This is a genomic window from Sorangium sp. So ce1014, assembly GCF_051521505.1.
Classification (GTDB): Bacteria; Myxococcota_A; Polyangia; order Polyangiales; family Polyangiaceae; genus Sorangium.
This window is the reverse complement of sequence record NZ_CP150356.1, coordinates 9,725,292-9,748,524: the sequence shown is the minus strand read 5'-3', so window position 1 is coordinate 9,748,524 and position 23,233 is coordinate 9,725,292. Positions and strand designations below refer to the sequence as shown.

The 23,233-nt window shown below is 71.3% G+C and carries 15 protein-coding genes; 10 read left to right on the top strand and 5 right to left on the bottom strand.

What is annotated here, in order from left to right; genetic code table 11:
• The first annotated feature begins 126 nt into the window (after window positions 1-126).
• The 5 genes from WME75_RS37015 to WME75_RS36995 all read left to right on the top strand — a co-directional run bounded on the left by WME75_RS37015 (window position 127) and on the right by WME75_RS36995 (window position 7,335).
• A complete protein-coding gene (locus WME75_RS37015; RefSeq protein WP_437481047.1) occupies window positions 127-1,788 on the top strand; it encodes a hypothetical protein in 1,662 nt (553 codons plus the stop codon).
• A gap of 358 nt (window positions 1,789-2,146) precedes the next feature.
• On the top strand, window positions 2,147-3,268 hold the full coding sequence (locus WME75_RS37010) for a DUF4419 domain-containing protein (RefSeq protein WP_437481045.1): 1,122 nt from the start codon (window positions 2,147-2,149) through the stop codon (window positions 3,266-3,268).
• 854 nt (window positions 3,269-4,122) lie between these two features.
• Window positions 4,123-4,950, top strand: a complete 828-nt coding sequence (locus WME75_RS37005; RefSeq protein ID WP_437475749.1) for a reverse transcriptase domain-containing protein — start codon at window positions 4,123-4,125, stop codon at window positions 4,948-4,950.
• A gap of 506 nt (window positions 4,951-5,456) precedes the next feature.
• Window positions 5,457-6,710 (top strand): group II intron reverse transcriptase/maturase, encoded by a 1,254-nt coding sequence (ltrA, locus tag WME75_RS37000; protein WP_437475748.1) that lies wholly within the window; start codon window positions 5,457-5,459, stop codon window positions 6,708-6,710.
• Window positions 6,711-6,717: 7 nt separating this feature from the next.
• A complete protein-coding gene (locus tag WME75_RS36995; protein WP_437475747.1) occupies window positions 6,718-7,335 on the top strand; it encodes a group II intron maturase-specific domain-containing protein in 618 nt (205 codons plus the stop codon).
• A 205-nt stretch (window positions 7,336-7,540) separates the two neighbouring features.
• Here WME75_RS36995 and WME75_RS36990 read toward each other — a convergent pair whose 3' ends face one another.
• Window positions 7,541-9,898, bottom strand: coding sequence for an AAA family ATPase (locus tag WME75_RS36990; protein WP_437481042.1), 2,358 nt, complete (start codon window positions 9,896-9,898; stop codon window positions 7,541-7,543).
• A 402-nt stretch (window positions 9,899-10,300) separates the two neighbouring features.
• Here WME75_RS36990 and WME75_RS36985 point away from each other — a divergent pair, with 402 nt between their 5' ends.
• Window positions 10,301-12,004, top strand: coding sequence for an MYXO-CTERM sorting domain-containing protein (locus WME75_RS36985; RefSeq protein ID WP_437481039.1), 1,704 nt, complete (start codon window positions 10,301-10,303; stop codon window positions 12,002-12,004).
• Here WME75_RS36985 and WME75_RS36980 read toward each other — a convergent pair whose 3' ends face one another.
• A complete protein-coding gene (locus WME75_RS36980; RefSeq protein ID WP_437481037.1) occupies window positions 12,005-12,565 on the bottom strand; it encodes a hypothetical protein in 561 nt (186 codons plus the stop codon).
• 266 nt (window positions 12,566-12,831) lie between these two features.
• On the opposite strand from WME75_RS36980, the gene WME75_RS36975 reads away from it, so the two are divergent.
• Window positions 12,832-15,327: a PAS domain-containing protein gene (locus tag WME75_RS36975; protein ID WP_437481034.1), complete on the top strand. Its 2,496-nt coding sequence runs from the start codon at window positions 12,832-12,834 to the stop codon at window positions 15,325-15,327.
• 52 nt (window positions 15,328-15,379) lie between these two features.
• Here WME75_RS36975 and argF read toward each other — a convergent pair whose 3' ends face one another.
• A complete protein-coding gene (gene argF, locus WME75_RS36970; protein ID WP_437481032.1) occupies window positions 15,380-16,315 on the bottom strand; it encodes an ornithine carbamoyltransferase in 936 nt (311 codons plus the stop codon).
• A 259-nt stretch (window positions 16,316-16,574) separates the two neighbouring features.
• Window positions 16,575-17,594 carry an RNA 3'-terminal phosphate cyclase gene (rtcA, locus tag WME75_RS36965; protein WP_437481029.1) on the bottom strand — a complete coding sequence of 340 codons (1,020 nt, stop codon included), beginning with the start codon at window positions 17,592-17,594 and terminating at the stop codon, window positions 16,575-16,577.
• A 115-nt stretch (window positions 17,595-17,709) separates the two neighbouring features.
• Here rtcA and rtcR point away from each other — a divergent pair, with 115 nt between their 5' ends.
• Entirely contained in the window at window positions 17,710-19,338 is a 1,629-nt protein-coding gene (rtcR, locus tag WME75_RS36960) for an RNA repair transcriptional activator RtcR (RefSeq protein WP_437481026.1), read from the top strand.
• A 198-nt stretch (window positions 19,339-19,536) separates the two neighbouring features.
• Entirely contained in the window at window positions 19,537-20,685 is a 1,149-nt protein-coding gene (locus WME75_RS36955) for an ATP-binding protein (RefSeq protein ID WP_437481024.1), read from the top strand.
• A 156-nt stretch (window positions 20,686-20,841) separates the two neighbouring features.
• Here the strand turns inward: WME75_RS36955 and WME75_RS36950 are convergent, their stop codons facing one another.
• Window positions 20,842-21,321 (bottom strand): YbhB/YbcL family Raf kinase inhibitor-like protein, encoded by a 480-nt coding sequence (locus WME75_RS36950; protein WP_437481021.1) that lies wholly within the window; start codon window positions 21,319-21,321, stop codon window positions 20,842-20,844.
• Window positions 21,322-21,762: 441 nt separating this feature from the next.
• Between WME75_RS36950 and WME75_RS36945 the strand changes: the two genes are divergently transcribed.
• Window positions 21,763-23,079 carry an SGNH/GDSL hydrolase family protein gene (locus WME75_RS36945; protein ID WP_437481018.1) on the top strand — a complete coding sequence of 439 codons (1,317 nt, stop codon included), beginning with the start codon at window positions 21,763-21,765 and terminating at the stop codon, window positions 23,077-23,079.
• Window positions 23,080-23,233 lie beyond the last annotated feature (154 nt).

Sequence of the window (23,233 nt, the reverse complement as noted above, 5' to 3'; positions counted from 1 at the left end):
AGAGCGGGGCTTTCCCCTGCGAGCGTGCCCGCCGGGGCATCACCGGGCGGAGCTCGGCGCGCGCTCTCCCGCGAAGCTTTTCCGAGCGGGCCTGCGTTCTTGGGATCGGCGCCAGGGTCGCTTGTCTTGCCGCCGTTGCCCGTGGGGCCTTTGGCGGCGGAGCTCCCGGCGGGCGCGTTCTCCGTGGTGGAGGTGGGTTTTGCCGTCGGGGCGCTTCGAGTGTCGGGCGTCGCGCCGGTCTTGGACGGCGTCTGGGGGGACGTGGTGTTCTTCGGCGTGGCCTCTTTCGTGGGCGCCTTGACGCTCGCTTCGTTCGCGCTCGGCGCAGGGCGTCCGGGCTCCGCCGAGCTGGTGTTTTGCTGGCCGGGAGCGGCGCGCGGGGTCGTGTTCTGGAGAGCGCCGGCGGTCGATCCGGTGGAGGGACGGCTTTCGCCCGGACCGGTCTGGATCGCGCCCGTCCTGGGGTTCGGGGAGACGGCGCCCTGGGGAGCGCTGTTGACCGGGGTCGTGGGGGCGACCTGCGGCCGGGCTGCGGGGAGCGACGGAGAGCCGCTGCCCGGGGTCGTGGGGGCGACCTGCGGCCGGGCTGCGGGGAGCGACGGCGCGTTCGTGACCGGGGTCGTGGGGGCGACCTGCGGCCGGGTTGCGGGGAGCGACGGAGAGCCGCTGCCCGGGGTCGTGGGGGCGACCTGCGGCCGGGCTGCGGGGAGCGACGGAGAGCCGCTGCCCGGGGTCGTGGGGGCGACCTGCGGCCGGGCTGCGGGGAGCGACGGCGCGTTCGTGACCGGGGTCGTGGGGGCGACCTGCGGCCGGGTTGCGGGGAGCGACGGAGAGCCGCTGCCCGGGGTCGTGGGGGCGACCTGCGGCCGGGCTGCGGGGAGCGACGGAGCGCCGCTGCCCGGGGTCGTGGGGGCGACCTGCGGCCGGGCTGTGGGGAGCGACGGCGCGTTCGTGACCGGGGTCGTGGGGGCGGCTTGCGGCCGGGCGGCGGGGAGCGACGGAGAGCCGCTGCCTGGGGTCGTGGGGGCGCTCTGCGGCCGAGCGGCGGGGAGCGACGGAGAGCCGCTGCCCGGGGTCGTGGGGGCGACCTGCGGCCGGGCTGCGGGGAGCGACGGCGCGTTCGTGACCGGGGTCGTGGGGGCGACCTGCGGCCGGGCTGCGGGGAGCGACGGAGCGCCGCTGCCCGGGGTCGTGGGGGCGCTCTGCGGCCGGGCGGCGGGGAGCGACGGCGCGTTCGTGACCGGGGTCGTCGTGTGGGCGCTCTGGGGCCGAGCGGCGGGGAGCGACGGCGCGTCGGTGACCGGGGTCGTGGGGGCGCTGCGCGGCAGGCCGGAGGGGGCCGATCCGGCAGGATTCCCCGGCGTGGTGCTCTGGCTGCGCGGGACGTCGATCGGGGACACGCGCGGTCCCGGCGCGGAAGGCTGCGACACCGGCGAGACCGGCGTGCTGGTCGGCGCTCGACCTGCGTTGTGCCCGCCGGCGGCGGCCGACGTGCTCCCGGAAGCATTCCCTGTCGTCGCCTGCGGCGCGGGGCTCGGCGTCGCGGCCGGAGAGCTCGGGGGCGTGGTGGCCTTGCGCGTGACCGGATCCCAGCCGGAGGTGGCCCTCGTCGTCTGGGTGGTGGCCTGGTTCGTGGCGCTGGGCGTGGACGATTCGCCGGGCGCCATGGCCTCGCTGGCCGTCGGATGTGCGAAGTTGCCTGCGCTTTTTGCCTGGCCACGCAGCGCTGACCGGATATCGCGGGACTGCGAGGACGAACGACGATGCGACGGCATGCCCAATGATTGACCGGAATCCGCGCCCCGCCAAGCGCCACCACCCCCGCACAGGGGCGGGGACCTGCCCCCGGGCCATGGCACCCTCCTCCCCCAGCGTCTGTTCGCTTCGGGCTCGGCTGCAGTCAGGGGCGATGATTGCACCTGCGGCCCGCGAAAGCGTGCGCATCGCGGCGCTGCGTCGGATGCCGCCGTGAACCTGCGCGAGCCGGCGCCACGGCGTGCCGGCGTGCATGTGCGACGGGCGCTGCGGCTGCGGCCGGCAGCCGCCGTCGTGGCGAGTTGTCTCGCGCGGCGCGTTCGTGTACGAGGTGCGAGAGGGCAGCGCTCGATCACGAAGCCGTCGCGCAGGGCCAGGAGAGCGAGGATCCATGAGCATCACGACGATCGCCGTTGCCGACTTCGAGCCTGCGACGGCGCCGCTGCCCGCGTTCGACGAGGAATCGGCGGTGCAGAGCCTGCTCGTCTCGCCCGTCGAGGCCGCCTATCGCCATCGCCTGCCCCTCGTCGGGCGCACGGACGTGCACCCGCTCGCCCAGGCGGCTTACATGGCGTTCACCCAGCGCTACCCCCTTGTGCTCTCGCCCGACGTGATCTGGTTCTGCCTGGCCCGTGGGTTCACGCTCCACGTCGCTGCGAACGAGGAGCAGCGGCGTCAGGTCCTCCTCGAGGACAGCGACTTCGAGCTGAGGATCGATCGGCCTGATTTCACGCTGGGTGAGGTGAACCCGTGGCCCGTCGCGTTTCCGGATTTCTCCAGCCAGATCGCCGCGCGGGTCGGCAAGCTGCGGGAGCTCGTGACCGCCAGTTTCTCGACCACGGGACCGGTGGAGCGCGTGGCGTCGGAGCTCACGGTGATGACGCCGTTCGTGCCGCACTTCGAGTGGCAGCCGCCCTTCCCCGCGGACATGAGCTTTCCGGACCGTGGAATCCCCCGCATTTACCTGCTCGGCACGGCGGACGACTGGCGCTGGGTGCGCCACCGCGCGGCGGCGTTCGGCCCGTTCGGGGCAGAGCGCTGGGCTCACGCTCTCCTGCCGGTGCTCGACCAGATCGTCGCCTCGGCGGAGGGCCGTCAAGATCCGGCGTTCTGGCGCGCTTTCTTCCGGTACGAGAACTCCGCGGATGAGCTCACCGGGTGGATCCACGTGCTCTTTCCGTACCTGCGCGCCTGGCCTGCCGACCACTTCGTTCCGAATACGTATCTCGACGGCTGGCTCGAACGGTGGCAGGCCGCGGAGGCCCGGCGCAACCCGCTCGCCGCGCTGGCGAAGCCGGAGGGGCCTGGGCTCGCTCGGCTCCCGCCCGGGCTGACCAGCGCGTCCTTGCGGTTCATCGATGAGCACCGCCGGGAGCACCCCTTGGAGTTCATCAGCGGTCTCATCGGCGTCATGCAGGACCAGCACTCGCTCGCGCTCATCCCGGAGTTCGTCTGGGCCGTCGTGCACGGAGAGCCCTGGCCCGCGGCCGAGCCGCCCGCCGACGCGCGCTGAGGTCGAAAGGTCGCCGGTTACCGCTGCCGGGCGTCGGGAGGGCTTCCCGGTACCGCCGTCAGCACCCGCCCCCGTCGTCTGCAAGGCAATCTCGCTGCTGGATAGGGCGGCATTCGCAGCGGGGAACCGGAATTCAACGCAAAGGCGCAAAGGCGCAAAGGCGCAAAGGCGCAAAGGCGCAAAGGCGCAAAGGGGCAAGAGAGAGTGGGGGTCCAGAGCGCCTTCGGACGCGCCGCAAAGCGCGTGAATCCGCGCATGGGCAAGCGCCTAGACTAGGCCTTCTCGTTCCTCCCCTCTCCGTCGTTTTGCGCCTTTGGTGCGCCAGGCAAGCCTGGGCGAGGAGGAAGCTCATGTAGAAAGCTGAAACCTTGCGATGGAACCCATGGAGGTCCTGCGGATCTCCCCGGCCAAGGCTAGCCCCCAGCCGGAAGCGAGTCTTGCGTGGTCCGGAGGGCAGACCCCGGGCTGCGAAGCGTAGACAGCGAGCGTGAAAGCCTTGTATTGAGCCTCGAAATGCAATGCTCGGCGGGTGCCCAAGCTGTCAAAGGAGCGGAAGGCAACACCGGCGCGCTGGAACGCCGCGCGCGGCGAAGGGCTCGGCGCGTTGGACCCCCCGGGGTCGGAGACCAGGGCGTGCACGCAAGGGTTCCCCAGGAACCTGGGAGGCCCCGTCGCCTCCGAGAAGAGCCCGCCGCAACGGCGGGTGCGGTACCGCCGAGCGAAGGGAACGAAGCGAGGCGGGAAGGGTGACGAGGCGTCCGAGCACCTCGTAGTACCGATGAAGCGGGGGAACCGTCCCGAGGGACCCCGTGGAGGGAAGGGGGTGCCGGGGCATGGGGCTGCTGGAGGGAAAGATGAAGGAGACACCGGGCTCCCAGAACATCTCCACGAAACTCGAGCAGATAGCGAAGCTGGCGAGGGAAGCGCCTGGTACGGCGTTCACGACGCTCGCGCACCACATCGATATCGAGTGGCTGCGCGAGGCGTACCGTCGCACGCGCAAGGACGGCGCTGTGGGCGTGGACGGGCAGACCGCGGACGAGTACGCGGCGCACCTGGAGGACAACCTCCGGTCGCTGCATGAACGCGCGAAGTCCGGCACGTACCGCGCGCCGCCCGTGAGGCGGGTCCTCATCCCGAAGGGGGACGGGTCGCAGACGCGGCCCATCGGCATCCCGACCTTCGAGGACAAGGTCCTGCAACGCGCGGTCGTCATGGTGCTGGAGGCGATCTACGAGCAGGACTTTCTACACGGCTCGTATGGCTTCCGGAGGGGGCGCTCGGCGCATCAAGCGCTGCACGCGCTCCGTGACCAGGTGATGCGCATGGGCGGCGGCTGGGTCCTGGAGGTCGACATCCGGAAGTTCTTCGACACCCTCGACCATGGCCACCTCCAGGAGATCCTTCGTCGAAGGGTGCGCGATGGGGTGCTGCTGCGGCTCATCGGCAAGTGGTTGCATGCGGGCGTGCTGGAATCCGGGGCCGTGTCCTTCCCGGAGTCTGGTTCGCCTCAAGGCGGCGTGATCTCGCCGCTGCTGTCGAACGTCTACCTGCACGAGGTGCTGGACGTGTGGTTCGAGCAGGAGGTGAAGCCGCGGCTGCAAGGCCGCGCGTTTCTCATCCGGTACGCGGACGATTGTGCGCCACGACGGCGCGGAAAGGAGGCCTTGATGGCCGCCTGAAGCAGCCTTGCTGCACGAGAGATGAGGGAGGACCCCTCGGGATCGGGTCGCAGGGCCAGGTCCCAAACCACCGGAAGCTGCTTGGGCCCAATGGCCCGGGTGGTGAGCGTTCACGGAAAAGGCGGGACAAACCCGTCAGGTGAGAGCCGGGAAGGCGAACGTGAGTGAACCGCTGACGACGTGTCGAAAGCGTAGGGACGTCATCGAAACCAGGCTCCAGTCGTTGGCCTGGGACAAAGCTCGGGGGATTCCTGCTTGCTGCCCGAGCGGTGACCGGCATGAAGGCGGCGCGAGCCCGGCTCAGGCTCTCGTGCGGAACGTGGGAACCTGTCGCTCCGATGCGAAGGGAGAACTCCGAGTGGTGGACCCACGAGGGGGAAGAGTACCGATGCGGGGCGCAGGGGCGGATGGGCTCGTAGTAGCGTTGAAGCCTGGTAACGCGGGCGGAGCGAAGGGGCCCAACGACCTGGCCGCGGGCATGGGTCAACCGGCAACGGGAGGAGCCCATGTCTGAGGCGAAGCCTTACGACATTCCGAAGCAGCTCGTCTGGGATGCGTACCAGCGGGTAAAGGCGAACCGAGGCGCAGCGGGCGTGGACGGCGAGTCGCTTGCGATGTTCGAGAAGGACCTGAAGGGCAACCTCTACAAGGTCTGGAACCGGATGTCGTCGGGCTCGTACTTTCCGCCGCCCGTGCGGCTCGTCGAGATTCCGAAGGGCAACGGAGGCACACGTCCCCTCGGCATCCCCACGGTGGGGGACCGCGTGGCGCAGACGGTCGTGAAGATGGTCCTCGATCCGGTCGTGGAGCCCATGTTCCATCCGGATTCGTACGGCTATCGGCCCGGTCGGTCGGCGCTCGACGCGGTGGCGGTGGCGAGGAGACGATGCTGGAGCGCCGACTGGATCATCGACCTTGACATCAAGGGCTTCTTTGATGCGCTGGTCCATGAGCTGGTCGAGCGCGCCGTGGCGCACCACACGGACAACCCCTGGATCCGGCTGTACATCGCCCGGTGGCTCCGCGCCCCCGTGCAGAAGCCGGATGGCACGGTGGAGCAGCGTACGAGGGGCACGCCGCAAGGCGGGGTCGTCAGTCCGCTGTTGGCCAATCTATTCCTGCATTATGCGTTCGATCACTGGATGCGGAGGACCTTCCCGAGCGTCCCGTTCGAGCGCTACGCGGACGATGCCATCGTCCACTGCAGGAGCGAGCGGCAGTCCCGCATGGTGCTGGAGGCCATCCGTCGTCGGTTCGAGCAGTGCGGTCTGGAGCTTCATCCGACGAAGACCCGGATCGTCTACTGCAAGGACGACGATCGGTGCGGGGAGTTCGAGCACGTCGCGTTCGACTTCCTGGGCTACACCTTCCAACCTCGACGGGCGAAGAATCGCTGGGGGAAGCACTTCGTGAGCTTCCTGCCAGCGATGAGCACCAAGGCAGCCAAGGCGGTCCGCGAGACCATCCGCAGATGGCGGATGGCGTCGACCAGGAACAACCAGCGCCTGGAAGATCTCGCGCAGCTCGTCAATCCGGTGGTGCGGGGTTGGATGAACTACTACGGGCGGTTCTACCGCTCGAAGTGCGTCCAGGTCCTTCGCCATCTCAACGAGGCCCTCGCAGCATGGGCGCGACGGAAGTACAAGCGGCTGCGACGTCGAGAGCGCGCGTCGATGCACTGGCTGGGGCGCATCGCGCAGCGGGATCCGAAGTTGTTCGTCCTGTGGCAGCTCGGCGTCCGGCCCGAGGCTGGGTCGTAGGAGCCGGATGAGGCGAGAGCTTCACGTCCGGTTCTGGGAGGGCCCGGGGGTGCGATTCCCCCGGGCTACTCGACTCGTCCTGGCGTTCTCGCACGAGGAAGACGCTCGTCGCGTTCTGGCCGTGCTCCCGAAGAGGTTCGGCAAGTACGGCCTTGCGCTCCACCCGGACAAGACCCGGCTCGTCGAATTCCGTCGGCCCGACCGTCGGCCTCCCCCGGAGGATCGATCGGATCGTGGACCCAACACGTTCGACCTGCTGGGCTTCACCCACTACTGGGGCTTGTCTCGTCGAGGCAGGTGGGTGGTCAAGCAGAAGACCGCCTCCGATCGCTTCCGCCGCGCGCTGAAGCGGATCGCGGAGTGGTGTCGGCAGCATCGGCACCAGGCGATCGGGGAGCAGCAGCGCTCGCTCTCGCAGAAGCTGCGAGGTCACTTCGGGTACTTCGGCATCACGGGGAACTCCGAGGCGATCAGCCGCTTCCGTGAGCGGGTCATCGGCATCTGGTGCAAGTGGCTCGGTCGTCGCTCCCAGAGAGCGCGGATCAACTGGGACCGCAGGCACATGCTGCTGGAACGCTACCCCCTCCCACTTGCCCGGGTCGCGAGGCCGTACTCACCCGCGTAGCGAATCCATGTCGCGAAGAGCCGGATGCGGTAGCCCCGCACGTCCGGATCTGTGGGGGCCCTGGGGGAGCAATCCCCCAGGGCTACCCGAGCGCCTTTGCGCCTTTGCGTTGAATTCTGGCTGCTCCGCAGGACCTGCGGGTTGGATTGAAGGGATCAGCCCATCGAACCGTCGCCGCGGTCTGCGCCCGCCCCTCGCGGCCGGGCTACTCGAACCGCACCGCGAGCCCCGCCCCGCCGCCCTCGACAACGATCTCCCTGTCCCGGCACCCCGGATCCTCCGCCATGCGCGCCGCGATCGGCGTGATCACCCGCTCCTCGATCACCCGCTTCAGCGGCCGCGCTCCCCGCCTCGGATCGAACCCCGCTTCGGCCAGCCAGGCCCGCGCCTCGGGCAGGACACGGAGCCGCAGGTTCCGCCGCACGAGCCCGGTGCGCGTCTCGGCCTTCTCGAGCTCCAGATCCACGATCCTGAGCACGCTGTCCCGCTCGAGGCTCCGGAACTGGACGACGTGATCGATGCGGTTCACGAGCTCCGGCCGGAAGTGCTCGCGCACGCCCGCCGGCGCCGCGCGCCTCGCCCACCGTGGCGCGCCCGCCGCGCCGCTCGCTCCGTCTCCGGCGCCGCCGAAGCCGACCGTCGCTCGATCGGCGACGCCGAGGTTCGAGGTCATCACGATCAGCACCATCCGGAAATCGACGTGCCGCCCGTCCTCGTCCGTCAGCCGGCCCTCGCCCAGGATCCCGAGCAGCAGGTCGAACACCTCGCGGTGGGCCTTCTCGATCTCGTCGAGGAGCACGAGCGACAGCGGCTCCTGCCGCACGCGCTGCGCGAGCGTCGTGGCGCCCGGCCGCCCCGCCTGGAGCAGCCGCGCCGACGAGCCCGGCAGCCGGTACTCGCTCATGTCGAGCCGGATCATCCGCCCCTCGTCGCCGAACATCGACCGCGTGAGCTCCTTCGCGAGCTCCGTCTTGCCCACGCCCGTCGGGCCGACGAAGAGCAGCGTGCCGCACGGGCGCTCGGGGTCGTTCATCCCCGCCTTGAAGCGCGCGAGCACCCGCGCCGCGGTGTCGCACGCCTCGTCCTGCCCGATCACGCGCCGCTTCAGCCCGCGCGCGATCGTCTCGGCGCTCGCGGGGATCTCGTCGGCGATCAGCTCGATCGGCAGCCCCGAGTGGCGCGCATAGGCCTCCGACACGTCCCGCGGGTAGAGCACGCGGCCGCCGTCCGCGCCCGCCCTGGCGCCGCCGTCCGCGCCCGCCCGGGCGCCGGCGTCCTGCGTCAGCCAGTCGATGAAGCGGAACGCCTTGCCAGGGAAGAGCACGTCGCGCCGGAACATCGCGAGGTGCTGGACCAGCCGCTTCTTGCCCGCCGGGTGCAGCCGGACGCGCGCGTCCTTCCGCGCCTCGTACTCCGCGAGCAGCGCCGGCACCGCGGCCGGATCGGGCTCGCGCAGCCGCACGACCTGAAAGCACGCCACGAGCGAGGCCGCGCGGCGCTGGCACGCCTCGAGCTCCGGCTCGGTGCACTCCGCGATGAGGCTCACCTCGCCCGTCCGGAGCGCCGGCAAGAACAGCTCGCCGATCGACGAGCCGTCCGGCTGCGGCCGGAGCAGCGGCAAGAGCGCGCCGACGTGCAGGAGATCCCCCTCGTGCGACAGCTCGCCCACGAGCTTCAGACACCGCGCCTGCCACATGCCGAGATACGTCATCCCGGCGAGCAGCCGGTCGGCCGAGGTGCTGAACAGGCCCGGCGAGAGCGCGCGCGCCTTGTCCCTCCGCCACGCCGCGAACCGCCGCGCCAGCCGGTAAACCCAGGTCGTCTTGCCGACGCCCGGGCCGCCCACCAGCAGGATCGACGGCAGCGGCGCGCCCTGCGCGGCGCGCGCGGCGTCGAACACCGGGAGCGCCTGCTCCAGCTCCTCCGACTCGCCCACGGCGAGCGGGAGCCGCTGGCGCGCGGCCTTCTCGACGAGATCCTCGGCGACCGCGCGCAGCGTGGGGCGCTCGTCCGCCGCGCGCCGGGCCGAGCCCTCGGCGCGCGACGGCAAGCGAGGCGACCACGGGCGCACGTACTCGTCCCCCTCGCTGCGGAAATCGAAGAGCGACCGCGGCGACTCGCCGAGCAGCGCGCTCGTGACGAGCTGGCGGAGCACGTCGGGCGCAATCGAGAGATCCTCCAGGACCACGGACCAGCCGAAGCGCGGGAGCATCACCCGGGTTCCGCCCTCGGCGAGCTTGCTCGCGAGGTAGGTGAGCCGCAGCGGGATGCGGCGCCGGCCGACGACCGCCGCGCGCTTGACCGTGGTCTGCGGGTGAACATCGACGCCGAGCGTGCGCACCTCGAACGACTCGTCCCACAGATAGCGATCGAGATCGTCCTCGCCCGTCGCCACCCGCGCGTGGAGCTCCACCTCGATCTTGCGCAGCACGTCCTCCTCGGAGGCGCCATAAGCGGACGGCGCCGGCCGGTCGAAGACGAATGCCCACGTGCGCAGGAGGATGCCGGTGACGCGGCCGTCGTGGTGGGCGATGAGATAGACGCGGAGCGATTTCTTCGTCATACGGCGGCATCGGCCAGGCGCAGCCGGAGCCCTCGAGCCTACCACACCCGGCCCGGACCCCCGCCGGGCGCCGGCGAAACGTCGGGCGACGCTGTCCCCGCTCCGCCGCAACGACCCCCCGCCGCGCCGCGGGGGAGCGTCAAGACGCCTTTTGCCTCCGCGCCCCGGAGCGGCGCCGGAACACCCCTGACGGCCACGTCAATTCCGTGCTCCGCGGTGACAGCCTGCGTCAAAACAGGCGCGCGCGGCGACGCAGGAACAACCATGCTGCAACATTGTGCTGGCGCGGAGCTGTGGAATCTTATACCCCCTGAGCTCACCAGCAGGTGTAGAGTGGACTACATGCCGCACACGCCTTATTCCTTGGTACCTCGCCGTCGCGCGGTTCGAGCCGCGCTTTCTTTGTTCCTCTCGCTCGCGGCGCTCGCGGGGGTCACGCCCGCCAGCGCCGCGGTCGAGCAGCTGGACGACGGCACCCCTCTGCCTCAACGGGTCAGCAACGACGAGCGCGGCCTCGTGACGAGCCGCGGGTTCCCGGTGGACGCCGTCACGCTCGATGGGCTCTTCATGTACCGGGGGGAGGACATCGATCCCGTGGCCGACGCGAGCACGGAGCCGGGCGTCTTCTCGCCGCTTTGCGGGTTCACCGGGGAGCTCGTGCTGCGCGGGGGCGGGTGCAAGGTCGCGTTCGGCTGGTACAACGCGACAGCGACCGGCACGCGCCCGCCGGACAACCAGATCTACGAGCTGATTCCCGCGGACACGTCCGTGGCGTTCCAGTGCGAGGACAACGACTTCTGCCCGCTGGCCACGATGGAGACCACCCAGGCGGGGCAGCACGACTGGACGCCGAGGCAGTTCTCGGCGGCGGACATCCGCGAAGATCCGCGGTACCAGGGCGGCCTGGTCGGCTTCGCGCTGATCGGCAAGACGGGCACCTTCTGCACCCAGACGAAGTTCTCGCAGCGCGAGCTGAACACCGTCTGCACGGACTGCACGCCGAACGCGCCGTGGGTGACCACGCTGATCTACACGTCGACCGCCAGCCCGGACGCCTTCTATGTCGCCTTCGAGGACCTGCCCGTGACCGCGACGGATTGGCGCGCGAATGTGGGCGGGTATGCGAACGACGGCGATTTCAACGATTTCGTCTATTACATCACGGGAGTGACCTGCCAGGGCGGCGGCCAGGTCTGCGACACGGGCCTGCAGGGCGCGTGCGCCATCGGGAGGACGGGCTGCGCGACCGACGGCGATCCCGAGTGCCTGCCCGTCCTCGAGCCCAACGAGCAGATGGAGCGCTGCGACAACATCGACAACGACTGCGACGGCGAGGTCGACAACGGCGAGGGGCTCTGCAAGGAGGACCTCGTCTGCAACCGCGGGGCGTGCGTGCCGTACTGCGGCCGCGGCGAGGTCGTCTGCAACGCCGGCCAGGTCTGCGAGGAAGGCCTCTGCGTGGAGGAGGCGTGCGTGGGCGTGGCGTGCGAAGGCGGCCAGGTCTGCATCGGCGGCAACTGCGTGGGCGGGTGTGACGGCGTCACCTGCCCCGCGAACCAGGAGTGCCAGCTCGGGCGGTGCGTGGATCTCTGCGCCCAGATCGCCTGCGAGGACGGCGCGGTCTGCGAGCGCGGCATCTGCCAGTCGAACTGCGGCTGCCGCACCTGCCCCGCCGGCAAGACGTGCGCGGGCGACGGCCGCTGCGTCGACGAGGGTTGCCAGGACAAGACCTGTCCTGAGGGGCAGCTCTGCGTCGGCGGGAGCTGCGCCGACGCGTGCGCGGGCGCCGTCTGCCCTGGCAACGCGCCGTGCGTCAACGGGGTCTGCGGTGAGCCGCCGATCCGCGGCGGCGTCACGGCCTCGAGCGGGGGCCAGGACGGAGGCGGCCTGTTCCTGGACGATCCGTCGGATCCGACCAGCGGCGCCGGCGCGGGCGTGGGCGCGGGCGCGGGCGGCGCGGATGGCGGCGGGCCCGGCAAGCCTGACTCTTCCTGCGCCTGCCGCGCGGGCGCGACGTCGGAGGGCTCGCCGGCCAAGGTCGGCCTGCTCGGCCTCGGTCTCCTGCTCCTCGCCGGCCGCCGGCGCCGCACGCGCGCAGCCCTCTAGTCACCCGGCGGCGCGGGCCGCCATCGCGGCCGCGAGGGCCGCCACGAGGGCCGCCAGGAACCACGCGAGGCGCGCGCCGGGGGGCTCGCGCGCCCCGGCTCCGGCGGGCAGCGGGAACACCACCGATCGCACCCGCCGCGAATCCGCGTCGACGAGGAGCACGCCGTCGACGTCGAACGCGAGGCGGTATTCGAGCAGCTGCCGCCGCGTCGCGGGCGTATCGATGCGCGGCGCGAGCCGGCCTGTCTTCACCTCGGCGACATACCGACTCCGGCCGTGCGCCACGAGGTAGTCGGCGCGGAGCCCGACGGTGATCGGCTCGCCGTCGATCTGGACTCCATAGGAGACCGCGACCTGCCGGCCGACGATGGTGTACCCGAGCTCGCGGAGGAGCGCCTCGGCGCGGGCCTCTCCCGCCGCGCCCTGCTCCCGGCATCGCTCGATCCGGCGCCGCTGCCGGGCGCTCCGCCACGCGAGCCGGAGCGTCTGGACCAGCCCGAAGAAGAGCGCCGCGCCGGCCACGGCCAGGAGGAGCTCGGGCGGTATGTCGCGGAAATCCACGCAGCGTGCGTTTACGCAGGAACCTGGAGCCCGGGCCAAGTTTTGTGCGACCGGTTGTCAGCGGCCCGGCTGGCGCGCATGTCCACGCGCCTCTATTACAGTCTGGCAAGAGGCACACCGCCCGCTCGCGCGCTGGCGTGATCGCGCCGCCCGCCTGAGCGTGCCCGGCTGGTTGGTCAGGGATGCACATCCATCGTTCGCGAGAGTCCCCTCATTTTCTGGCCGAGGCCCGTCCCTCCGTGGTTGATCCCGAGAGCAGGCGTTGCTTGCAGATCCGCCTGCTCACCGAGGTCGGCCGCGCGCTCGCGGCGGCGTGCTCCGCGCGCGAGATTCACGAGGCCGTCCTCTCGGCGGCGAGGCAGCTGAGCGGCGCCGATAAGGCCGTCTTGATCCTGAGCGACGACCAGGAGCGGCCGGTCGTGCGATCCTCGCTGGGGCTCGAGCCGGCGCTGCTCGCCGAGCTCCGCGGCTGCCCCCTGCCGAGCTTCGACGAGGGGATCGCGCGTGCGCTGCACGGGTCGGCCCACGTCATCGCCGCCCCCCTGGTCGTCCGCGACCGCGTCTCCGGCGTGCTCGCGGTCGAGCGCTTCCGCCCGGGCTCGGACGAGGATGCCTGGCTGCTCGCGGCGCTCGCCGATCAGGCCGCGGTCGCGCTCGCCAGCGCGGACGGCGAGGCGTCTCCGGGGCCCTCGGCCGTCGCGCCGGGCGCGGCGGGGCAGCGCGCTGACGAGACCGCCGCGCGCGACGGCAGCCGAGAGCAGGACGCGAGCCTGGAGGTGGACGTGCAGCGCGAGCGTTATCGCCTCCTCTCTCGAGCGATCAAGGACCCGATCTGGGACTGGGACCTGCGGACAGACCACGTCGAGCGCAACGACACGTTTTACGCCGTCTTCCGCTACGCTCGCGACGATGCGATGTCCACGGGCTCCTGGTGGCTCGGCCGCTTGCTGCCCGAGGATCGCGACCGCGTGCTGCGCGGCTTCGAGGAGAGCGTCTACGGCAGCGCCGACAGCTGGTCGGAGCACTACCGCATGTACCGCGGCGACGGCTCGGTCGCCCGCGTGTTCGATCGCGGCTCGGTGCTCCGAGACGCGCGCGGCAAGGCGATCCGCATGGTCGGCGCGGTGGTCGACCTGAGCGAGCAGTTCCGGATCGAGAGCGCGCTCCAGGATCGAGAGGACCGGCTCCGGCTCGCCACGTGGGCGGCGGACGTGGGCACGTGGAGGGTCGATCTCGCGACCCACCTCGATACGAGGGACGCGAGCCTGAACCGCATCCTGGGCCTGGAAGAGCGCGAGACGACGCAGCCCAACGACGACTGGCTGAGCCGCATCCACCCGGACGATCGCGACGCGGTGAGGTCCAACTTCGAGCGGACCGTGCGCGATCGGCACGTCTACGACCTCGTCCATCGCGTCGTCCGCCCCGACGGGGCGATCCGGTGGGTCCACGACCGCGGGCGGCTCATCTGCGATCAGGACGGCTCGCCGCTGTTCTTGACGGGCGCTGTCGTCGACATCACCGAGTTGAAGCAGCTCGAGGGCGAGCGCGCGGAGCTGCTCCGCCGCGAGCAGCAGGCGCTCGCCCGGTCGGAGCAGGACCGCCTCCGCGCCGAGGACGCGAACCGCATGAAGGACGAGTTCCTCGCGACGGTCTCTCACGAGCTGCGGACGCCGCTCACCGCGATCCTGGGCTGGGCGCGGCTGATCAAGGACAGGGACATCGGGTCGGAGCGCGTCAAGCAGGGCATGGCGGCGATCGAGCGCAACGCCCACGCGCAGGCGCAGATCGTCGACGACGTCCTCACGGTCTCCCGGATCATCACCGGCAAGCTGCGGTTGAACACGGTCGCGGTCGACCTCGCCGGCGTCGTCGAGGCCGCCGTGGACACCATCACGCCGACGGCGAGGGCCAAGGACATCGAGATCGGCGTCGAGCTCGGCGAGGCGCTGGGCCACATGAGCGGCGACCCGGATCGCCTCCAGCAGGTCATGTGGAATCTGCTCTCCAACGCGGTGAAGTTCACCCCGAAGGGAGGTCGGGTGACGGTCCGCGTGGGGCGGAGCGACTCGCAGGTCATCATCGCGGTCACCGACAACGGCAAGGGCATTGTCGGGTCGCTCCTGCCTTATGTCTTCGACCGCTTCCGCCAGGGCGACTCCTCGCCCACGAGGGCCCACGGCGGGCTCGGCCTGGGGCTCGCGATCGTCCGCCACCTCGTCGAGCTGCACGGGGGCACGGTGGACGCGGAGAGCCGGGGCGAGGGGCGCGGCGCCACGTTCACGGTGACGCTCCCCCTGCATGCGGCGCCATCCAGCGTGCGCGAGGGGCCGCCGCATGCGCCCTGGCGCGTCGCGCTCGAAGATGGGGAGTCGACGCCGCTGAGCGGCATTCACGTCCTCCTCGTCGAGGATGAGCCGGACGCCCGCGAGATGATCGCGTTCCTGCTGGAGGGAGCGGGCGCGCACGTCACCACCGCTGGCTCGATGAGCGACGCCATGAGCGTCCTGGAGCGGCTGAGGCCCGATGTCCTGGTGAGCGACATCGGCATGCCGGGGGAGAGCGGCTACACGCTGATAGGGCAGGTGCGCGCGGCGGGCCGGGACGAGATCCGGGCGATCCCCGCGGTGGCCCTGACCGCCTATGCCCGGATCGAGGACCAGAGGAGGGCGCTCGCGGCCGGCTTTCAGAAGCACGTCGCGAAGCCGATCGACCCTGCCGCCCTGGTGAAGGTGGTCGCGGACCTCGCGGGCCGCCCGTGAGCCGCGCCGGGGAGGGCTGGATCCTCGCGCCCGCGCTCTCCCCCGCTGCGCCTCAGGCCAGCTCGACCTCGAGCAGCCACAGCATCAGCGCCTTCTGCACGTGCAGCCGGTTCTCGGCCTGGTCCCACACGCGCGAGCGCGGCCCTTCCAGCGTCTCGTCGTCGATCTCCTCGCCCCGGTGCGCCGGCAGGCAGTGGAGCACGAGCGCGTGCGGCGCGGCCTTCGCCATCACCCCCGCGTCGACCGTCCAGCCGGCGAACGCGGCGCGGCGCCGCTCCGCCTCGCCCTCCTGCCCCATGCTCGCCCACACGTCGGTGTTCACCACGTCCGCGCCCGCCGCGCCCTCGCGCGGGTCGTTCACGATCGTGACGTGGCCTGTCGCCCGCGCCCGCTCGACCTCGTCCGCGGGCGGCAGGTACCCCTCGGGCCCCGCGAGCACGAGGTGGAAGTCGAAGAGCGGCGCCGCCTCGAGCCACGAGCGCGCCATGTTGCTCGCGCAGTCGCCCAGGAAGGCGATGCGCCGGCCGGCGATGCCGCGCCTGTCCCCGCCCGCCGCGAGCGCCTCCTCGATCGTGAAGATGTCGCTGAGCACCTGCACCGGGTGGCCGTCGTCCGAGAGCGCGTTGATCACCGGCACGCCCGCCTCCGCCATCTCGAGCAGGCGCGCGGTCGACGACGTGCGAAACGCGATCGCGTCGCAGTACCGGGCGAGCACGCGCGCCGTGTCGCGGATCGGCTCGCCGCGCGCGATCTGGCTGCCCTGGGTGCTCAGCACGACCGGCTGCGCGCCGAGCTGCGCGATCCCGACCTCGAACGACACGCGCGTGCGCGTGCTCGCCTTCTCCAGGACCACCGCGACGGAGCGGCCGGCGAGCAGCGTCGCGCGCCGCCCCTTCGGCTCCTCCTTCAGGCGAGCGGCGAGCCTGAGCACGCGGTGCGCTTCGGCCAGGGTCATGTCCGTGATCTTGAGGTAGTCGCGCTTCGCCATTGTCCCGCCTTCCGCGTCGCTGCCGTGTGCGCTGCCGTCCAGAGAGGCGCGCTTCTCCGCCGCGGAGGAGCCCGCGCTGAGCGCGCCGTGCGCCGCCGTGATGTGGCACAACCGGGACGCCGCCGTCAATCCGCCGCTCGCCACCGCGGCGAGCGCGAGCAGCGGAGTCCGCGAGGCGCCGTGTCGGACTGCGGCCGTCTCCTCCGCCCCCGACGCGAGGCGCCGCGCGACTCGCGCCCTCGGCCGGGCGGCCCGGCGCTCAGCGCCCGATCTCGATGTGCCACGCCCCCTCCGAGATCGGCTCCACCGACGCGCGGATCCCGAGCAGATCGCGGAGCAGCTGCAGGTGGGTCGTCGTGTGCGACGACGGGCGCACCGTCCGGAACGCGCCGCGCCCCGCGAGGGCGATCGGCAACAGCAGCTGATCGGCCAGGTGCTCGCCGACCGGCACGCCCGCCGCGAGGTAGTCGCGCGCCTCCTCCGCGGCCTTCGCGCCGACCGACTCCGCGCGCACGCCCCTCTCGCCGAACCCGGTGAACACCTCGGTCACGTGCTCGCTCTCGACGACGATCGTGATCACGTTGCCCGGGCCGTGCCCGCCCCTCAGCACGCTCGGCCTGAAGCAGGCCGGCTCCCAGCCGAGCACCGCGGCCGCCGCGTCGAGCTCTCGCAGCGCGACGGCGCTCGGGAGGTTCGACACCGTCGCCACCGCCCGCCGGCCGCGGAGCTCCCCGCGCGAGAGCAGCTCGAGCGGCGCGAGCGCGGGCACCGGCGCGATCGAGACGCGGGCCAGCCCGCCGCCGGCCGGATAGAAGCCGGGCGTCACGAGCGTGGCGGTGATCTCCGGCCCCATCCGCCGCACGAGCGGCAGGTAGGCGAGGTCCAGGAAATCGAACGGCGGCGCCATGGGGTTGTGCGTGCCGCCCTCGAGCGTGAGCGTCGACGGCGCGGGCGCGCGGAGCAGCGCCGGGAGGACGGTCTGCAGCACGAGCGTCGTGCTCCCCGCGCTGCCGACCCGGAACGTGTGCTCGCCGGCCACGATCGCCGTCGGCCGGAACACGACCTCCTGCGACCCGAGGGCGGCGCCCGACACCTCGGCGCGGCCGACCTGGGCGGCGGCCTGGACCGAGGTGAGGTGCTGCCGCATCAGCCCCGGGCGCGCGCGGCCCTTGCGGATCGAGGTGATCCGCACGGGCGTCTGCGTGATCAGCGAGAGGCTGAGCGTCGTGCGGAGGATCTGGCCCCCTCCCTCTCCCGTGGATCCATCGATGGTCAGCATGGCAGTCGACTCTCCCTCGATGAGCGATACCACGATCCCCGGCCGCGGCTCACCCCGATCGCAGGGCGCTGGCCACGGCGCTTATCCGTGTGTATAACCGACTAGAGAACTTTCTATGACCCGCAAATCCACGGTGGTCCTCGGCATGCTCGGCCCGACGCTGGACACCGGCAAGACGCCGGAGCGCTGGTCGCGGTGGCGCCCGAGCGTGGCGCTCTGCCAGCACGAGGACCTGATCGTCGACCGGTTCGAGCTGCTCTACCAGCGCCGGTTCGAGGCGCTGGCCGGGACGGTGATGGGCGATGTGCGGCACGCCTCGCCGGAGACGGACATCCGCGGTCACGTGATCGAGGTGGACGACCCGTGGGACTTCGAGGCGGTGTATGGCGCGCTGCACGACTTCGCGAGGGCGTACCCGTTCGCGCCGGACCGGGAGGATTACCTCATCCACATCACGACGGGCACGCACGTCGCGCAGATCTGCCTGTTCTTGCTCACGGAGTCGCGTTACTTCCCCGGGCGGCTCATCCAGACGTCGCCGCCGAAGCGCGACCGGACGGAGCTCGCGGCCGGGTCGTTCACGATCATCGATCTCGATCTCTCGAAGTACGACCGCATCGCGTCGCGCTTCCAGAAGGAGCAGCGCGAGGGGGTGTCGTTCTTGAAGAGCGGCATCGACACGCGCAACGCGGGGTACAACCGGCTGATCGAGCGGATCGAGCACGTGGCGATCGCGTCGCGCGCGCCGATCCTGCTCATGGGCCCGACGGGGGCGGGGAAGTCGCAGCTCGCGCGGAAGATCTACGATCTCAAGAAGGGTCGCCGGCAGGTGAGCGGCGATTTCGTGGACCTGAACTGCGCGACGATCCGCGGCGACGGGGCGATGTCGTCGCTGTTCGGGCACACGAAGGGCTCGTTCACGGGCGCGCTCAAGGACCGTCCGGGTCTGCTCCGCAAGGCGCACGAGGGGGTGCTCTTCCTCGACGAGATCGGCGAGCTCGGCGCGGACGAGCAGGCGATGCTGCTGCGCGCCATCGAGGAGAAGGCGTTCTTGCCTGTCGGCTCGGACAGGGAGGTGCGGAGCGAGTTCCAGCTCCTGGCCGGCACGAACCGCGATCTGTCGCAGGAGGTCGCGGCGGGGCGCTTCCGGGAGGATCTCCTGGCGAGGATCAACCTGTGGACGTTCCGGCTGCCGGGCTTGCGGGAGCGGGTCGAGGACATCGAGCCGAACCTCGACTACGAGCTCGACGCCTCGGCGCGGCTGCTCGGCGTGCGGATCACGATGAGCCGCGACGCGCGCGAGCGGTTCCTCCGGTTCTCGACGTCGCGAGAGGCGCTGTGGCTTGGCAACTTCCGCGACCTCAACGCCGCCGTGACGCGGATGGCGACGCTCGCGCCCGGGGGCCGCATCGGGCCGCCGATCGTCGAGGAGGAGATCGCGCGGCTCTCGGAGGCCTGGCGGCGGGCGCCGGCGGCCGGCGGCGCGGGCGGGGGAGAGGACGGCGAGGACCTCGTTGTCGCGGCGCTCGGCGCGAGGCGGGCGGCGGCGCTCGACCCGTTCGACCGGGCGCAGCTCGCCGAGGTGCTGCGGGTGCTGAAGGGCGCGCGGTCGCTGTCGGAGGCGGGACGGGTGCTGTTCGCGGCGTCGCGGGCGAAGAAGAAGAGCGTCAACGACGCGGACCGGCTGCGGAAGTACCTGGCGCGGTTCGAGATCGAGTGGAGCGAGGTGGCGGGGGGAGGGTAGGGAAGAGCAGGGAACGGAGATCTCGGTTCCGATGGCCGCGTCAGCGCCGGCCTGCCGTGAGCTGGCGCGCAAGCGTACGGTGGCACGCTTCCTTCGGGCTTCTCCTTAGGGGCGTATCGGGGGTCACGGCGGTGGCGGACGGCGCTCCGACGCACGACAGAGCATGCCTGGCCAAGACAAAAGCCCAAAGGAGCGCATGTGTCTCAGCCGTTGTCGCGCGTCACGGTCCTGCTCCGCGAGCGGAAGGACGAGCTCCTGCGTGAGTGGACATCCCGTCTGCGGAACGATCCGAAGATCCCCCAGGCCCGCGAGCTCAACGAAGAGGACCTGAGAAACTCCACCCCGAAGCTCCTCGACGACCTCATCGACTCGCTCACGCAGAGCGCGCAAGCAGGCACGGCAGGCGGGGCCAGCGGCCAGGAGATCGGCAGCTCGGACTCCGCGAAGTTGCACGTGTCTCATCGTCTGGCCCAGCGCTACACGCTCGCGGAGGAGCTGCGCGAGCTCGGCACCCTTCGCTCCGTGATCATCGAGCTCTGCGCGCAGGAGCGGGTGATCCTCGGCGGCGAGGAGGCCCAGCTCGTGCATTCGACGCTCGACGAGGTGATGATCACCACGGCCGTCGAGCTGGAGAGGGCGAGCTCCGCCGAGCTCCGTCGTGACGTCGTGCTCCGCGAGCTGTTCATTGCGGTCCTCGGGCATGACCTGCGCAATCCGCTCGCTGCCATCCAGTTCGCCACCGCCTCGCTGCTCAAGCGCGAGGACGTCACGGCCGCCGTGACGCGGCTCGTCCAGCGGATCGCCGCGAGCAACGACAGGGCGGCGCGGATGGTCGAGGACATGCTCGACATGACGCGCATCCGCGCCCACGACGGTCTTCCTGTCGATCCGAAGCCGGTCGATCTAGGCTCGATTTGTGAGCAAGTGGTGATGGAGCTCGAGTCCAGTCACCCGGAGCATACCCTCCGCTTCAATGCCCGAGGCGACGCGCACGGCACGTGGGATCCGGGCCGGATGGGGCAGCTCCTGTCGAACCTGATCGGCAACGCCGTCGACTACAGCGCGCCTGAGGAGCCGGTGCAGGTCGAGCTGCGCGGGGAGAAGAAGGCCGTCGTGCTCGAGGTGAACAATCGCGGGATCCCGATCCCGCCCGAGCTGTTGCCGGTGATCTTCGATCCGTTTCGTCGGGGCGAGCAGAGGCAAGAGGACCTGCGACGGACGAAGGGGCTCGGGCTGGGTCTCTTCATCGCCAAGGCGATCGTCGACGCCCACGGGGGCTCGATCCAGGTCACCAGCACGCAGGAGGAGGGCACCACGTTCCGCGTCTCGCTCCCTCGCTCATCGTAGCGCGGTCGCTTCGCCCGCGTACGGCCTCGAGCGACTCATCCTTCCGGGGCCTCGCCGAGCGCGCGCATTGCGCGCACAACTCTGATCCAGGCGGCGAGCGCCGGCGCCGCTCGGTCGCGGCGGAGCGCGTGAGGCTCCGCAAGAGCCGCAGAGATGTCACTGCCCGTGTTTGGCGTACGTGCCCATGAGGGTCGCTTGTGCGAGGACGTGGCCCTTCATCGCGGCTTCGAGCTCGCGCCGGGTCGGCGTGCCGAGGTCCGGCAGCTCGGTGTCGAGCGCGAACAGATCGAAGAAGTAGCGGTGGCGCCCGATCGGCGGGCTCGGGCCGCGCCAGCCGGTCTCCCCCCAATCGTTCAGGCCCTCGCGCGTCCCCGGCGGCAGCGTCTGGCGCGTCGCGCCTTCAGGGAGCGACCGGGCGTCGGCGGGCAGACCGTGGAGCACCCAGTGGACCCAATCGCGCTTCGGAGCCTTCGGATCGGGCGCGTCGGGGTCGTGGACGACGAGGGCGAAGCTCTTCGTGCCCGGCGGCGGGTCCGACCACGGGAGCGGAGGGGACACGTCCTCGCCGTCGCTGGTGTAGCGCGCCGGGATCGGCTGCCCGTTCGCGAAGCTCGGAGAGGTGAGTTGGAACGTCATGCTCACCGGAGAGGCACGGGCCATACCCGGAGTGAACGCGCACGGCGGGTGAGCTCGGGCGGTCGATCGCTCGTGGTACGGCGCTGTGCAGCCCGGCGGCCGCGAGGCCCGCCGCACAAGCGAGCGGGGCCGAGGGCGCTTGTCGAGGAGGCCGCGTTCGAGTCGCCCGTGTGGCGTCCCTGGCGGCGGCTGCCGGCCTCGACGCGGAGCGCCGCGCTGTCGATGGAGATCTGGTGGTATCACCACCTCTGTATATTTACCGCTTCAGTCAACGGTCGCACCCCGCTCGGTGACATCGGCATGGTCCGCTGCTGTCTACGCCATAGTGCGCTTGACTTTACCGGTTCATATCAACGGCGCCGATCGATGACGGACGTCGCCTCCGCTGTTGATCGTGGCGCCCCGATGCCCCAGAGTGCCCGGCTCTGGAGGTCAGTTTCGATGGCTTTGCGTTCATTTCACCAGTCAGGTCTCCTGGTTCTTCTTGCGCTTGGGACGGTCGCGCTCCTGCCGGCCTGCTCGGACGACGACGGCGGCTCGTCCGGCAGCCCCGGGGGTACGGGTGGCGCGTCGGCGAGCTCCGGGAGCACCGCGGCTCAGGGCAGCGGGGGCGCGGGCGGCGGCACCGGCGGCGGCACCGGCGGGGCCGGCGGGTCCGGGAACACGGGCGGCGCCGGGAACACGGGCGGCGGTGGCAGCGGCGGCGGTCCGGACGCGCCGGGGCTCACGCCCAATCCCCTCGTCTCCCGCGGCAAGCCCGCCTTCGCCTCGAGGGGGACGGCGTCGGTCATCAACGACGGCAAATACAGGTCGGCGGGGACCTGGATCGCGGGCAAACCCATCGCAGGCGAGCCGGCCTGGGTCGCCATCCAGGTCGGCGGCGGGTACGAGCGGCTGCTCCTCAGCTGGTCGGCCTCGTACAACTACAACTACACGGACGTGCAATACGGGGCGCCGAGCGCCTACCGCGTGGAGACGTCGAGCGACTCCACGAACGGCTCGGACGGCACCTGGAAGGGCGTCGCCGAGGTGACCGACAACCCGGTCCGCACGCGCGCCCACAGCTTCGACTTCGGCGGTCAGAGCTGGGTCCGGCTCGTCGTGACCGAGGCGCCCGCGGCGTCCGACGAGTCCGGCGTCCAGCTCGACGAGATCGACGTGCACGACATCTCGAACGGCGCGGAGGACACGTGGTTCTTCTTCGGAGACAGCATCACGGCGTTCGCCTACGACCGCGACACCCCGGCCACGCAGCCGAGCTTCGCGGAGAACGTGCACGCGGCGCACGAGGCCCACTACCCCGCGATGATCAACGGCGGCATCGGGAGCGAGCTCACAGACGACGCGCTCGACCGCCTCGATGAGGCCCTGGAGCTGAACCCCGATTACCGCTTCTTCGCCATCGGCTACGGCACCAACGATTCGTGGGGCAACCACACCGACGCGAGCACCTTCAAGTCGAACCTGCAGGAGCTCATCGACAGGATCGAGGCCGCGGGCCGCGTCCCGGTGCTCGCGCGCATCCCGTTCTCGCCCGACGGCAACCACGACACGCTCGATGTGTTCAACAAGGCGATCGACGAGCTCACGCTGGAGAACGCCCTCGTCGCAGGGCCGGATCTGTATGCGTGGTTCGAGGGGCACCCCGAGCAGCTCCAGCCGGCTCCCGACCTGGTGCACCCGCTGCCCGCGGGCCGGATCGCCATGAACAAGCTCTGGGCCGAGGCCGTGGACGCCCTCTACTCCGGCCAGCAGTAGCGCGCGACGGCGCGAGGCGACCCGCGCGCGACGGCGCGCGGCGACCCGAGGCGACGCCGGCGCGGCGCCGCCGGCCGGCGCGCGTGCGGCTCTGAGCGGCCTCGCCACGCTGCGCGGCGTGCGGCCCTGAGCGGCCTTGCCACGCTGCGCGGGA

Excerpts from the sequence above, each read along its gene's own strand:
- WME75_RS36950 (WP_437481021.1), bottom strand. The coding sequence starts at position 21,321 with ATGACGTTCCAACTCACCTCTCCGAGCTTCGCGAACGGGCAGCCGATC.
- ltrA (WP_437475748.1), top strand. The coding sequence starts at position 5,457 with ATGTCTGAGGCGAAGCCTTACGACATTCCGAAGCAGCTCGTCTGGGAT.
- WME75_RS36945 (WP_437481018.1), top strand. The coding sequence starts at position 21,763 with ATGGCTTTGCGTTCATTTCACCAGTCAGGTCTCCTGGTTCTTCTTGCG.
- WME75_RS36990 (WP_437481042.1), bottom strand. The coding sequence starts at position 9,898 with ATGACGAAGAAATCGCTCCGCGTCTATCTCATCGCCCACCACGACGGC.
- WME75_RS37010 (WP_437481045.1), top strand. The coding sequence starts at position 2,147 with ATGAGCATCACGACGATCGCCGTTGCCGACTTCGAGCCTGCGACGGCG.
- WME75_RS36995 (WP_437475747.1), top strand. The coding sequence starts at position 6,718 with ATGAGGCGAGAGCTTCACGTCCGGTTCTGGGAGGGCCCGGGGGTGCGA.
- rtcR (WP_437481026.1), top strand. The coding sequence starts at position 17,710 with ATGACCCGCAAATCCACGGTGGTCCTCGGCATGCTCGGCCCGACGCTG.
- rtcA (WP_437481029.1), bottom strand. The coding sequence starts at position 17,594 with ATGCTGACCATCGATGGATCCACGGGAGAGGGAGGGGGCCAGATCCTC.
- WME75_RS37005 (WP_437475749.1), top strand. The coding sequence starts at position 4,123 with ATGAAGGAGACACCGGGCTCCCAGAACATCTCCACGAAACTCGAGCAG.
- argF (WP_437481032.1), bottom strand. The coding sequence starts at position 16,315 with ATGGCGAAGCGCGACTACCTCAAGATCACGGACATGACCCTGGCCGAA.